Source organism: Blastopirellula retiformator, from assembly GCF_007859755.1.
Taxonomy (GTDB): Bacteria; Planctomycetota; Planctomycetia; order Pirellulales; family Pirellulaceae; genus Blastopirellula; species Blastopirellula retiformator.
Genome location: NZ_SJPF01000003.1, coordinates 330739 through 343950, shown reverse-complemented (window position 1 = coordinate 343950; position 13212 = coordinate 330739). Strand labels below are relative to the sequence as shown.

The following is a 13212-nucleotide window of genomic DNA, read 5'->3' as shown; positions in this document are numbered from 1 at the left end:
CACGACAATGCGCAAAAGACGAGAATATTAACCCAGAGCGCACTTAAATGCGCTTTGCAGCGAAATTGGATCTAGCTCAACAGCTTACGCCAGACGATCTTTCGCCCGATGCAACGTCAGCGCCATCAAGGCCGAATGGGTTCCCAGTTGCGAGACTTCTGGGTCGTCATCGGTCGGCGTCAGCATTTGGTAAGAGCCGTCGGCCTGCATCATCCAGGCCTGGCGACGATCCTTCAGGCAGATGTCGAGGATCTCCCACAGTCGCTCTTTCAGCGGACGCGCCTCGATCGGGACGATCGCTTCGACCCGTTTCGAGAGATTCCGCGACATCCAGTCGGCCGAGCCGATGTAGTACTCGCCGTCGAGCGGCGTTTCGGCGCCGTTGGCGAAGTAGTAGATCCGCGAATGCTCCAGGAACCGGCCGACGATCGAACGGAGCCGGACGTTGTCGGTCACCCCTTCGACTCCGGGGCGCAAACAGGCGAACCCGCGGACGATCAACTCGACATGCACGCCGGCCTGCGACGCTTCGACAATCGCGCGACACAACTCCGGATCTTCCATCGCGTTGAACTTGGCGACGATCAGGGCGGGTAAGCCTTGTTGATGATTGTCGATTTCGCGCTGCACCATTTGCAGGAACTTCTCCCGCATGTTGATCGGCGCGACCAACAACTTGTCGAACGACGGCGAGCGCGAGCGCCCGGTCAGCATGTGGAACAGGTTCACCACGTCATTGCAGATCACCGGATCGCAGGTGAACAGGCCGATGTCGGTATAGACGCGGGCCGTTTTGACGTGGTAGTTGCCGGTGCCGATGTGGGCGTAACAGCGCAGGCCGTCCGCTTCTTTTCTTACGACCAGCGCGATCTTGGTATGCGTCTTTAAGCCGAGCACACCATAGACGACATGGGCGCCGATCTTCTCCAGTTCCTTGGCCCAGTGCAGATTCCGCTCTTCGTCAAACCGGGCCTTCAGCTCGATCAGACAGGCGACCTGCTTGCCTGACTCGGCCGCTTGAATCAATGAACGGACGAACGGCGTGTCGTCGCCGACCCGATACACCGTCATCTTGATGGCGACCACTTTCGGATCGCGGGCCGCACGGCGAATGAAGTTTTCGACCGTTGCGTCAAAGCTGTCGTATGGGTGATGCACCAGCAGATCGCCCGCCTTGATGACCGAGAAAATATCGGCCTCGTCGTCGAGCAACGCGTTCGGGATCACCGGATTCCACGGCTCGTCGCGCAGACCCTTAATATCAAGACTGGCGATCGGCATCAGGCCCGAATAGTCAAGCTCCGACGGCAGTTCGTAGACGTCATCTTCGGTCAGCTCAAACTGCCGCATCAGCAGCCCGCGAACCCACGGGTTCGGGTTGTTTTCAATCTCCAAGCGGACGACCGGCTGGAACTTACGCTGTCGCAATTCTTCGGCGACGACGGTGCGGAGGCTCTCCATATCATCATCATCGTCGAGTTCGACTTCGGCGTTCCGCGTAATCCGAAACGCCGTCGAGTCGACGATCATCATGCCGGGAAAGAGGGTCTCGGCGTTGTGGTGAATCAGATCCTTCAAGCCGAGATAGAACCACTTCGACTTGTCCTCGTCTTCCAGCGCGATCCACTGCGGCAGGATGTTCGGCACTTTGACCCGCGCGAACAGATTCTCTTCCGAATCAGGCACCCGCAACACGAAGCCGAGCGAGATCGACAGGTTCGACATGTAGGGGAAGGGATGCCCCGGATCGAGCGCCAGCGGTGTGAGCGCCGGGTAGACGTTGCGGGTAAAGAACTCGTGCGCCCGCTCGCGCTGCGCTTCGGTCAAGTCTTCCCACTGCAACAGGTGAATGCCGTTCCCGGCCAGCTGCGGCAAGATCGCGTTGTCGTACGCTTCGCCTTGCTGGGCGTACATTTCATCGACCGCCTGCCGCAGCGCCTGCAGGTGAAGTTCGGTCGCCGGAGCGCCGATCGAATGCGATAGTTCGGCCCGCTTGCGCGTTCGCAATAGGGCGAGCCGTTTCATGAAGAACTCGTCCAAGTTCGACGTGAAGATCGCCAGAAACTTGACCCGCTCCAACAGCGGCGTCCGATCGTCGAGCGCTTGCTGCAACACGCGGCGATTGAATTCGAGCCAGCTCAAATCTCGGTCGAACCAGGCGTCGCGCCAAGTCTTTGGTTCATCAGCGACAGGAACTTCCGGTCGATCGAGCATCGTAACTCTCAGTAGTGGCGGAATAGGGATTGTGGGATTCCTCGTTGAATCCTACACGTTCTAGGGGGAACAGCAACAGCGGTTCTCTCGCGAACTCACCCCGAAATGCTCCTAATTTACCGGTTCGATTGGTCTTGGGAATTTGGGGGACTAGCTGCTAAAACCGCAACATATCACCAACTCCATTTTCCCCCGAGAGAGCGAGATGCACACCGCTGGCGGCGCCCTGTTTCTAGATCGCGACGGCACCATCAATGTCGAACGCGAATATCTCTCAGACCCGGGACAGCTGGAACTGCTGCCGGGCGCCGCCGCCGCCATCGCCGCCGCCAACCAGGCCAAGGTGCCGGTGATCGTCGTCACCAACCAATCTGGCGTCGCCCGAGGGATGTTTCCCGAGTCTCGGATCGCCGAGGTGCATGATCGCCTGGATCAGTTGTTGGCCGAGCAAGAGGCGTCGATCGACGCCTACTACTACTGCCCGCACCATCCGAAATCGGCCAGCGCCCAATATCGGCACAACTGCGAGTGCCGCAAGCCGCGGGCCGGAATGCTGTTCGCCGCGGCGGCTGAGTTTGGCATGGATCTTCGCGAAAGCGTGATGATCGGCGATAAGGCGTCTGATCTGGGACTGGGCCCGCTGGCCGAATGCCAGACGATGCTGGTCCGCACCGGCTATGGCCGAGAGACCGAAAGTCAGCTTCCCGCCGCCGTTCCCTCGCTGGTCGGCCGCTTTGACTCGCTGTTGCCGGCAGTCCAGTTTTGGCTGCAAGCTCGGGCCCAGCGCCAAATCATCGCCGCCTAGCTGCCTATTGGAAAATGCCATCGTGGCATCTTCCAACCTCGCCAGGCTCAGAGCGTAGCTCTTCGCGGCTCGCAAAATAACGACTTACGTCGCTATTTTGGGATCGCATCCCTGCGATCACGCAGTCCGTCGAGAAAATCAACGGACTGCTAGCTGGTCAATCCGGCCCAGGTATCTATACCGTAAGGGGAATTGCCTCCCCTTTACTGGCAATCCTGGCTGTGTCCGCTGGTCGTTCGTCGATCATCCGGGATGACCGCAGCACTTCCTCGTTATGCGCGCCCGGTCGAACGCACCCGGGCGGAGACAGCTTTTGTGACTCGAGAGTATCGAATCTCCCCGACTGCGGAAGTGGTTTGGGGTCGAACCTAGCTCGTGTGTGCCGGAATTCTCGCCTTAACTCATCCTCAGAGTCGAAAGGGGGGAGCCGATCGCAACTTTTCGCATAGCGGCACGAAGGTTGCCTGAAGGATGGATGGAAAAATAGTTGAGGAGAGCAATCAAGCTAACCAATCGCCAGCGACTCCTGCCGGGGCGCGGCACAACCGCTGAGGGAGACGGGCCATGGTCGATTCACCAAACCCCTTAGAGTCGTCAGACTCGGACAAGGACGAAAATCTATTTTCCGCCGCCGAAGAGGCGGAGGGTCCCGCACCTGCGGATCTTGCGCAGCCGCAATTCCCCATCGTCGGTTTAGGAGCATCGGCGGGGGGATTGGAATCGCTGGAATACTTCTTCACCAACATGCCGCTCGACTCGGGCATGGCGTTTATCGTCGTGCAGCATCTCTCTCCCGATTTCAAGAGCGTGATGGACGAACTGCTGGCGCGGCAGACCCAGATTCCGATCCACCGGGTCACCCACGGCATCGAGGTCGAACCGAACTCGATCTACCTGATTCCGCCGAAGAAAGAAATGATCATCGCCAACGGCAAATTGCTGCTGAGCGATAAAGAGCCGAACTCGGGACTCAACCTGCCGATCGACATCTTCTTTCGCTCGCTGGCGCAAGATTGCGGTCCGCGCTCCATTGGAGTCATTCTCTCGGGCACCGGTAGCGATGGTTCGCGCGGTATTCGCGACATTCACGAAGCGGGAGGACTGGTCGTCGCCCAGGATGGTTCATCCGCAAAATTTGACGGCATGCCCAAGAGCGCCGTCGAGACCGGTGACGTCGATCTGGTGCTGCCGCCCGATCGGATCCCAGCGGCGATTGTTTCCTACGTGCAGCGGCATGGCGTCATCGACCCCGATTTCGACGCCGCGAACAACCCGGCGCTGTTGGAAGGTTTTGACGCGATCTTCCAATTGCTGCGGACCAACTACGACATCAACTTTTCGTTCTATAAACGGACAACCGTCGCCCGGCGCGTGCAGCGTCGCTTGGTAATGAACCAGATCACCGATCTGGACGAATACGTCGAACGCCTGCGCAACGACTCCGGCGAATTGAATCGACTTTACAAAGACTTGTTAATCGGCGTCACCAAGTTTTTCCGCGATGGCGATGCGTTTGAACGCCTGAAGAGCGAAGTCTTGCCGCCGCTGATCGATAAAGTGTCGACCGACGGAGAGCTGCGCGTCTGGGTCGCCGGCTGCGCGACCGGCGAAGAAGCGTACTCGCTGGCGATCTTGATCCAAGAGATCGCCGACCAGCGGAATCGCCCGCTGAACGTGAAGATCTTCGCCACCGACGTTCACCGCACGTCGCTCGAATTCGCCAGCGCCGGCGTCTATACCGAGTCGTCCGTTTCGGAAGTTCCATCAAGTCGGCTCGAGCGATTCTTTACCCGCGTCAAGAATGGCTTCCGCGTCTCGCAAGACTTGCGACAGATGATCGTGTTTGCGCCGCACAACGTGATCAAAGACGCGCCCTTCACCAAGATCGACCTGATCACCTGCCGCAATATGCTGATCTATTTAGAGCCGCTGGCGCAGAAAAAGGCGGTCTCTCTGTTTCATTTCGCCCTCAATACCGGCGGCGTCATGATGATGGGGCCGAGCGAAACCCCAGGCGAACTGGCGGAAGAGTTCACCGCGATCGACGAGCGCTGGAAGGTCTTTCGCAAACGGCGCGACAAACGTCTACCGCCCGATATGCGTCTGCCGCTATCGGCCGGGTATCGCCGTCCGCCGGGAGCTACCAACTTTAGCGCCCCCACGCTTGCGCCGCCTGACGGTCCGCTCCTGCGGGCCTACGACGACTTGCTGAAAGACTACGCGCCGGCGAGTCTGCTGGTGAACGATCATCGCGAATTGGTTCAGTCGTTTGGCGGCGGATCGGAGTACATGAAGCTGCGCGACGGGCGGCCGTCGCGTGACTTCCTCGACCTGCTGTTGCCCGACCTGCGGATCCCGGTGTCGACCGCCATGCAACAAGCGGCCAAAAAGCAGGCGCCTGTCCGATTTCGCGCGCTGCAGATCGAGGAAGGCGAGCAGCGGCGATTGGTGAACCTGACGGTCAAGCCGCTGCAAGATCGCCAGTCGGGCGGCGAGTTCTACCTGCTGAAGTTCGAACCAGTCGAGTCGGTAAGCGGAGGCGGCGACGAAGAGCCGGACGACTCGGTAGGACTCGATGAGGCGTCGCGCGATCAAATTGCAGCCCTTGAAGGCGAACTGAGTTACGCCAAAGAGAACCTGCAGGCAACCGTCGAAGAGATGGAGACGAGCAACGAAGAGTTGCAAGCGACGAACGAAGAGTTGGTCGCCTCGAACGAGGAATTGCAGAGCACCAACGAAGAGTTGCACAGCGTCAACGAAGAGCTTTACACGGTCAACGCCGAGTATCAAAAGAAGATTGCCGAATTGTCGGAAATAACGGCCGACCTCGACAGTTTGCTGCACAGCACCGAACTGGGCGTCATCTTCCTCGACCGCGATCTTTGCATCCGAAAATTTACGCCCACGATCGGAGACGTCTTTCACCTGGTGCCGGCCGACGTCGGCCGCCGGATCGACAGCTTTTCGCACAGCATTCGCTACTCCCACTTGATTGAAGATTTGCGGAGCGTTCTCGACACCGGCGAGATGATCGAACAAGAGGTGAAGTCCGGACAATCGCAGACTTCGCTGATGCGGATCTTGCCCTACCGGCCAAAATCGGTGATTGAGGGGGTCATCTTGACCTTGATCGACGTCAGCCGATTAAAGCGGATCGAAGCCGAGTCGCGCGACATGTCGAAGGTGTTTACCGACGCCGCCGATCCGATCATTATCGAAGACCTGGAAGGCCGCGTTACCGACCTCAACGCCGAAGCGGAACGAGTCTATCGTTTCCAACGAAGCGAACTGCTGGGCAAGAGTTTTGAGCTGCTAGTTCCGGAAGAAGAACGTGCCCGCGCCCGTGAACTGCGCCAGCGCTGTTTGCGCGAAGGAGGGCTGCGCAACGCCGAAACCGTCAAGCAAAACCGGAATGGCGACGCCTTTCCGGTACTTCTGACTCTCTCGATCTTGACCGACGAAGAGGGACAACCGCGGGCGATCGCCAGCACCGCAAAGGACATTACCGACCGCGTGCGGGCCGAAAAATCGGCGCAAATCGCCGCCAACAATCGCGACCAATTTTTGGCGATGCTCTCGCACGAACTGCGTAATCCGCTTGGCGCTACGCTGACCGCGACTTATGTGCTCGATCTGGAACCGAATCTCTCGCCAAACGTTCGCGAGGTGTGCGACGTCATCCAACGGCAAACGTTGCAAGCGGCGCGACTGCTCGACGACCTGCTTGACGTGGCGCGTGTGACGCGCGGCAAGATTGAAATCCGTCCTCAAATCGTCGAACTTCGCACCCTGACCGACGACGTCGTCCAAGCGGTCGATCCGCTGATTCAAGCCAGGCGGCACAACCTGATCATCGACGTCCCGGATACGCCGGTACTGGTGAAAGGGGATCCGACGCGGCTGCTGCAGATTCAGGAAAACCTGCTGGCCAACGCCGCCCGGTATACGCCGCCGGAAGGCGAACTTCGTTTTTCGCTGTCGGTGGAAGATGGCGAAGCGGTCAATCGCATCCAGGACAACGGTAGCGGAATTCCGCCACACATGCTGGAGCGCATCTTTGAGTTGTTCGTCCAATCGGACGACACGCTCGACCGCACCGACGGCGGCATGGGACTTGGCCTGACCTTAGTAAAAACCTTGACCGAACTGCACGGCGGCCGCGTTACCGCCAATAGCGATGGACCGGGACAGGGGAGTGAGTTCGTCGTGCGCCTGCCGCTGCTATCCGATGACGCGGCGCCGACGACCAACGGTAACGGCAAACCCACGTCAGCTCATCGGCGCCGCCGGATTGTGCTGGTCGAAGACAATCAGGATTGCCGCGAGATGCTCGAAGCGATGCTGCGTCTGGATGGACATGAAGTCCGCACGGCGAAAGATGGGCGCCAGGGACTCGACCTCATTTTGCATCAACGCCCCGACGTGGCGATCGTCGATATTGGACTTCCGCAGCTGACCGGCTACCAAGTTGCCCGCGGCGTGCGGAAGGAACTCGGTAGCTCGATCTACTTGATCGCGCTGACCGGGTATGGCCGCAACGAAGATCGCCAGGCGGTCTACGACGCCGGGTTCGATAAGCACCTGGTCAAACCGCTGAAACCGGCGGAAATGACGCGGGCGCTCAACGAGATGTCCGACTAATCCAGCTCTTGCGGATCGTTCACAGTGAGCCGGGAGAGGGGCGAAATTTGCGTTGCTTGGCCTGGCGGGGAATAATGGTCCTCACGTACCTACCCGCCTTTTCCTTCGCCACACCTGAGCCGCCCATGCGATACGCCTTTTGCGTCCTGGTTCTGGCTGTTTGCGCAGCCTCCTCCGCCCAAGCCGCCGAACGTCCGAACTTCGTCTTCTTCCTGGTCGACGATCTCGGCTGGGCCGATCTTGGTTGTTACGGCAGCACGTTCCACGAAACGCCCAACATCGACAAACTCGCCGGCGGAGGGATGCGATTCACCCAGGGGTACGCCGCTTGTCCCGTTTGCTCGCCAACGCGGGCCAGCATCATGACCGGTCGCCATCCGGTGCGGGTCGACATCACCGACTGGATACCCGGCGCCCGCAATAACAAGGGACGGTTTAAGCATGTCAACGATCGTGATGATCTCGCCTTGGAAGAAACGACGATCGCCGAAACGCTGCGTGAGAACAACTACCAAACCTTCTTCGCCGGCAAATGGCATCTCGGCAATGAAGGGAACTGGCCGACCGAGCAGGGCTTCGACATCAATATCGGTGGACATCACAAAGGATCTCCTCCCGGCGGCTACTACTCGCCTTGGAACAACCCGGTTCTCAAGTCGAAGGGGGACGGCGAATACCTGACCGAACGTTTGACCGAAGAGTCGATCCACTTCCTGGAGACGCGCGACCAGGCGAAGCCGTTTCTGCTGTACCTGGCGTATTACAACGTTCACACTCCGATCCAGCCTTACAAGAAGCGGGTCGATCACTACCAGGAAAAAGCGAAGCAGTTTGAAGGCAAGACGCCATTCCAGGCCGAGGGCGCCGCGAGGTCGCGCATGCGGCAAGACAATCCGGAATACGCCTCGATGGTCGCCGCCGTCGATGATAGCGTCGGCGCAATTCTCGACGCGCTCGATCGATTGAGCCTAGCCGACGACACGGTCGTCATTTTCTTCTCCGACAATGGCGGCCTCTGCACGGTTGGCGGCATGGGACCGACTTGCAACTTGCCGCTTCGAAGCGGCAAAGGTTGGCTCTACGAGGGAGGCGTTCGCGAACCGATGATCATTCGCGCCCCCGGCGTCACCAAGCCGGGCAGCGTCTGCGACACGCCGGTCGTCAGCATGGACTTCTTCCCGACGATGCTGGCCCTGGCCGACTTGCCGGCTCAGCCGCAGTTGCACGTCGACGGCGAAAGCCTGGTTCCGCTGCTAGAAGGCGAATCGCCGACCGAACAGCGCACCTTCTATTGGCACTACCCGCACTACCATGGCTCGAAATGGACGCCGGGCGCTTCGATCCGCGACGGCGACTGGAAGCTGATCGAGTTTTACGAAGATGACCGGGTCGAACTGTTCAACCTGAAACAAGATCCCGGCGAACATCACGATCTGAGCACGTCGAACCCCGAGAAAACGACACAGCTTCGGCAGAAGCTGAAAGCCTGGCAAACCAAGCTGAAGGCGAAAATGCCGGAAGAAGTTGCCGGTTTTAAGAAAGATTAACCGGTTCACACGCCATCTACCTGGGATGAACTTATCTTTCTGGTGACCAATCGGGGCGAATTTCGCCCCGGTTTAAATCTTGGTGAACGGGGAAAACCATGAATCACTTACGTCTCTTCCTCCTGAGTATCGTTGTTCTGACTTCGGCCAACATGCTGCCTGCCGGCGATTGGCCGCATTGGCGGGGGCCCAATGATCTCGGCGCCGCCGAGCCGGGACAAAGCCCACCAGCCGAGTTCAGCGACACGCAAAATGTGCTCTGGAAAACGCCCGTCCCAGGTCGCGGGCACTCTTCCCCCACCATCATTGGCGACAAGGTGTTTCTAACGACTGCCGACGTCGCCGCGCAAACGCAATCGGTGCTCTGCTTCGATCGCCAGACCGGCAAACCGGTTTGGAGCACCATCGTCAATACCGGCGGTTTGCCGCGTGAGATCCACTCCCACAACACGCACGCCACGCCGACGGTCGCCTGCGACGCCCAGCAACTGTTCGTCGTTTTCAACAATCATGAATCGGCACAACTGGCGGCCCTCGACCTCAATGGCAAGATCCTTTGGAAGAAGCAGGGGCCTTTTTCGCCGGAGCAATACAAGTTTGGCTACGGCCCCTCGCCGCTCCTCTACGACGACCTGGTGATCGTGGCGGCCGAATACGAAAAGGGGTACATCGTCGCGTTGAACAAGAAGAATGGGGACGTGGCCTGGAAGATTGATCGCCCGCAGATCAGCTTCTCTTCTCCCGTGGTCGCCAATATCGCCGGTCGCGATCAAATGCTCATCAGCGGTCTCGGCAAGGTCTGCAGCTTTGACCCCAAGAGCGGCAAACAACTGTGGGCGGTCGACGGTCCGGCGATCGCCACCTGCGGCACGTTGGTCTGGCAGGGCGATACGGTATTCGCCAGCGGCGGCTATCCCGAGAAAGAGACGATGGCGGTCAAAGCGGATGGTTCCGGCAAAGTCCTGTGGCGGCAAGGCGTTCGCTGCTACGAACAATCGCTGGTCGCCGCCGATGGCTATGTCTACGCGGTCAGCGACGACGGCATCGGCTATTGCTGGAACGCCGAGACTGGCGAAGAGATGTGGAAAAAGCGCCTAGGCGGGTCGGTAAGTTCCTCTCCGACGCTGGTCGGCGACTTGATCTACCTGTTCAACGAACGGGGAAAGTGCTTCGTCTTCAAGACGAACCCCGAAAAGTTCGAACTGGTCGCCGAAAACCAACTTGGCGACGAAGCGTACGCGTCGCCATCGTTCTGCGATGGCAAGATGTTCATGCGAACCGCCGACTCGACCGATGGAACCCGCAGAGAGACGCTCTACTGCATCGGCGAATAAGCAAGACACTAGCCCGCCGCGCAAGCGAGGAAATGCGGTTGCGCTCCGGGCTAGTAAAGACCTTACGACTCCGGCTTGATTTCGACTTCGACCGGCTTCAGGCTGACGCCGCCGGAGGAGCGTAGTTCCAGCTCGTACGTTTTGCCTTCGATCATCTTGATGTTCGGCGCTTCGCCATGGGCGGTGCGGACCCCTTTCGACTTGGCCGCTTCGGGATCGTTGGCCAGCTTCCAGAAGTCTTTCCAGAGTTGGTTCTCGAACTCGGTCACCTCGGGGTTTTGCGCGTAGACGGCCGGGCGATCGCCGATCGTATCGATGTCCGGCACTTCGCTCGCCTTTTGGTCTTCGCCAAAGATCTTGCGGAAGAGGAAGATCGACGTGTTGCGGAAGGGGTCGGCTTCTTCGACATATTTGTCGTCGAATTTCACGACCCAATACTCGATGTAAGCGACGTCCCCTTTAATCTCAAACTCGCGGGGCAGGCCGATCGGTTTGCCTTGCTTGTCGATTTCGAGGAACCGCACCTTCGAGACCTTTTCGCCGCTTTCCGGATCAACCAGCTGGTCGACGACGTGAAATTGGCCAATCCGTTGATCGACCTTCAGCAGCTTCAGGCGAACGCCCAGCTGCTCGATTTCGGCCTGTTTATGCGAGATCTCTTCTTCCAGCGCCGAGACCTTCTGCAGCGCGATTTCTTTCTCGTGATAGATGTTGTAGCCGAAAAAGGAGGCGATACCCAAAACGGTCGCTACCAACACCGCGAGCACCGTGCGGAGCGTGCTGTTAATCGTCGAGATCGTTTCCATCGTCTTGGCCATCAGCACATCTTCCCCGTTGCTTGATTTCTTGCGGTCGCCTACCGGAATTGTACACCACGCCGCACGGCCGCGAAGCGCAAAAGAAGAGGGTCCAAGTTGGCCCCTCTCCTGAAACCCTGAGTAGTGCAGGCAATTTTACGGGCGTTGCGGATCTTGCGAGAAGATCTGGAAGCTGTACGGGGCAAGCGCCACCGTATCGGAATAATCGTGGCCGTCATACGGCTCGGGATCGGGCTCGTTGTCGACGGCGTCGTTGTCGCCGGCGTCGTGGAAACCGCCGGGGCCGGTTTCGTCGTGCCGGTTAAACGTGCCGACATGCATCTCGTAAATCACGAGCTGGTTATACGTCGGCAGTTCGAAGGCGTCTCCTTCCCATTCGAAGCGATCGGGCTCGTAAATGATGCCATCGCCGACCGAGTTGGTCACTTTACGAGCGTAGGGATCAATTCGCGACAGCTCTTGCTCTCCGTTGCGAATCATAAAGCGATAACGCTGACCTGGTTTGGCGCCTTGAATATCGGCGTACCAATAACCATGCTCTTCTCGCGTCATCAAGTGGGTTTCGGCGTTCCAATCGTTGAACTCGCCGATAACGGCGACAGAATCGGCATTGGGCGCCCAAACGCGAAATGCCGTGCCATGCTCGTAGGGAATCGCTCCCATGCCGAGATGATGTTTCACCTGATCGAGCGATTGCTCTGTCGTCGTCGCCATCTTTGCTTATCTCCGCGAACCGATCCTAGAAGTGACAAACCAGTCCCCAGCGTTTCCGTCTGACGGAATCCGCCAACCAACAGGCTGACAATAAACAAGATCACGAACACAACCGCGGCGATCAAAGCGATAACGAAAAACGTGATAGCCCAACCCAACATGACTGTCTCCTTTGGTATAGATGGAATTGTTCGTGATAACTTCGCGAACAATTCCCAGGTTACGCAAGCAGCGTTCCAAACGACGTAAGTCGTTAAATAGCAATACCTTTTCCAGATCGAACAGCGAAAATTTGATCGTGTGGCCGCCTGACCGGCAGCAAGTCAGCCGCGCCAACGGCGATTGCCCGCATATTAAAGTAGAGTGGTTCGTACACCACCTGCATTTCCGATCCACAACCGCCGATGGAAACTGATTCCGCTACCCAGCCAGAACGCCCGGCCATCGTCCAGCTCGACCATGTCGGCCGCGTCTTCACCATGGGCGAGGTGAAGGTCGAAGTGCTGCGCGACTTCTGCCTCGACATCTACGAAGGGGAGTTCCTGGCGGTCGTCGGCCCTAGCGGTAGCGGCAAGTCGACCATCCTGAACCTGGTCGGCGGGCTCGATCAGCCCACATCCGGCCAGATCCTCTTTCGGGGCGAAGATCTCACCTCGGCGACCAATCGCCGTTTAACGTCGTATCGCCGCGATCATGTCGGGTTCGTCTTTCAGTTCTACAACCTGGCGCCCAACCTGACCGCCCGCGAAAACGTGCTGACCGCCACCGAGATCGTCCGCGATCCGGCCGACGTCGACGAGGTGCTGGAGATGGTCGGGTTGACCGAGCGGGCCGATCACTTTCCGGCTCAACTCTCCGGCGGAGAACAACAACGGGTCGCCATCGCCCGGGCAGTCGCCAAAAACCCCAGCTTGCTTCTCTGCGACGAGCCGACCGGGGCGCTCGACTATGCGACCGGCATCAAGGCGCTCCGGCTGTTGGTCGACGTCAATCGGCGGATGGGGACCACCATCGTCTTGATCACGCACAACAGCGCCATCGCCGAGACCGCCAATCGCGTCGTTCACCTCCGCAGCGGGCAAATCAGCGAGATGGTCGTCAACGAGCATCCCATCGCGCCCGAAGAGGTGACCTGGTGA

At 58.9% G+C, this 13212-nt stretch carries 8 protein-coding genes; 5 read left to right on the top strand and 3 right to left on the bottom strand.

The features are described 5' to 3' along the window. Positions 1 to 84 precede the first annotated feature (84 nt). Complete coding sequence (gene ppk1 / locus Enr8_RS13095) at positions 85 to 2214, bottom strand: polyphosphate kinase 1 (RefSeq protein WP_146432199.1); 2130 nt, start codon at positions 2212 to 2214, stop codon at positions 85 to 87. A 205-nt stretch (positions 2215 to 2419) separates the two neighbouring features. On the opposite strand from ppk1, the gene Enr8_RS13090 reads away from it, so the two are divergent. From Enr8_RS13090 to Enr8_RS13075, 4 genes are all read left to right on the top strand, one after another. Then, a complete protein-coding gene (locus Enr8_RS13090) occupies positions 2420 to 3019 on the top strand; it encodes a D-glycero-alpha-D-manno-heptose-1,7-bisphosphate 7-phosphatase (protein ID WP_146432197.1) in 600 nt (199 codons plus the stop codon). A gap of 564 nt (positions 3020 to 3583) precedes the next feature. Continuing rightward, positions 3584 to 7660 carry a chemotaxis protein CheB gene (locus Enr8_RS13085; RefSeq protein ID WP_146432194.1) on the top strand — a complete coding sequence of 1359 codons (4077 nt, stop codon included), beginning with the start codon at positions 3584 to 3586 and terminating at the stop codon, positions 7658 to 7660. A 125-nt stretch (positions 7661 to 7785) separates the two neighbouring features. Then, positions 7786 to 9207: a sulfatase gene (locus tag Enr8_RS13080; protein ID WP_146432192.1), complete on the top strand. Its 1422-nt coding sequence runs from the start codon at positions 7786 to 7788 to the stop codon at positions 9205 to 9207. Positions 9208 to 9305: 98 nt separating this feature from the next. Then, on the top strand, positions 9306 to 10541 hold the full coding sequence (locus Enr8_RS13075) for a PQQ-binding-like beta-propeller repeat protein (RefSeq protein WP_146432190.1): 1236 nt from the start codon (positions 9306 to 9308) through the stop codon (positions 10539 to 10541). A 62-nt stretch (positions 10542 to 10603) separates the two neighbouring features. On the opposite strand, the gene Enr8_RS13070 is transcribed toward Enr8_RS13075, so the two are convergent. Together Enr8_RS13070 and Enr8_RS13065 are read right to left on the bottom strand one after the other, a co-directional pair. Next, positions 10604 to 11359, bottom strand: a complete 756-nt coding sequence (locus Enr8_RS13070) for a hypothetical protein (RefSeq protein ID WP_146432188.1) — start codon at positions 11357 to 11359, stop codon at positions 10604 to 10606. A 135-nt stretch (positions 11360 to 11494) separates the two neighbouring features. Further along, positions 11495 to 12073: a hypothetical protein gene (locus Enr8_RS13065; RefSeq protein ID WP_146432186.1), complete on the bottom strand. Its 579-nt coding sequence runs from the start codon at positions 12071 to 12073 to the stop codon at positions 11495 to 11497. Between the two features lie 404 nt (positions 12074 to 12477). Between Enr8_RS13065 and Enr8_RS13055 the strand changes: the two genes are divergently transcribed. Next, on the top strand, positions 12478 to 13212 hold the full coding sequence (locus tag Enr8_RS13055; protein ID WP_146432184.1) for an ABC transporter ATP-binding protein: 735 nt from the start codon (positions 12478 to 12480) through the stop codon (positions 13210 to 13212).

What these genes read in the sequence shown, in the direction of transcription:
- Enr8_RS13065 (WP_146432186.1), bottom strand. Translation starts at nt 12,073, where the DNA reads ATGGCGACGACGACAGAGCAATCGCTCGATCAGGTGAAACATCATCTC.
- Enr8_RS13090 (WP_146432197.1), top strand. Translation starts at nt 2,420, where the DNA reads ATGCACACCGCTGGCGGCGCCCTGTTTCTAGATCGCGACGGCACCATC.
- Enr8_RS13080 (WP_146432192.1), top strand. Translation starts at nt 7,786, where the DNA reads ATGCGATACGCCTTTTGCGTCCTGGTTCTGGCTGTTTGCGCAGCCTCC.
- Enr8_RS13075 (WP_146432190.1), top strand. Translation starts at nt 9,306, where the DNA reads ATGAATCACTTACGTCTCTTCCTCCTGAGTATCGTTGTTCTGACTTCG.
- Enr8_RS13070 (WP_146432188.1), bottom strand. Translation starts at nt 11,359, where the DNA reads ATGGCCAAGACGATGGAAACGATCTCGACGATTAACAGCACGCTCCGC.
- Enr8_RS13085 (WP_146432194.1), top strand. Translation starts at nt 3,584, where the DNA reads ATGGTCGATTCACCAAACCCCTTAGAGTCGTCAGACTCGGACAAGGAC.
- Enr8_RS13055 (WP_146432184.1), top strand. Translation starts at nt 12,478, where the DNA reads ATGGAAACTGATTCCGCTACCCAGCCAGAACGCCCGGCCATCGTCCAG.
- ppk1 (WP_146432199.1), bottom strand. Translation starts at nt 2,214, where the DNA reads ATGCTCGATCGACCGGAAGTTCCTGTCGCTGATGAACCAAAGACTTGG.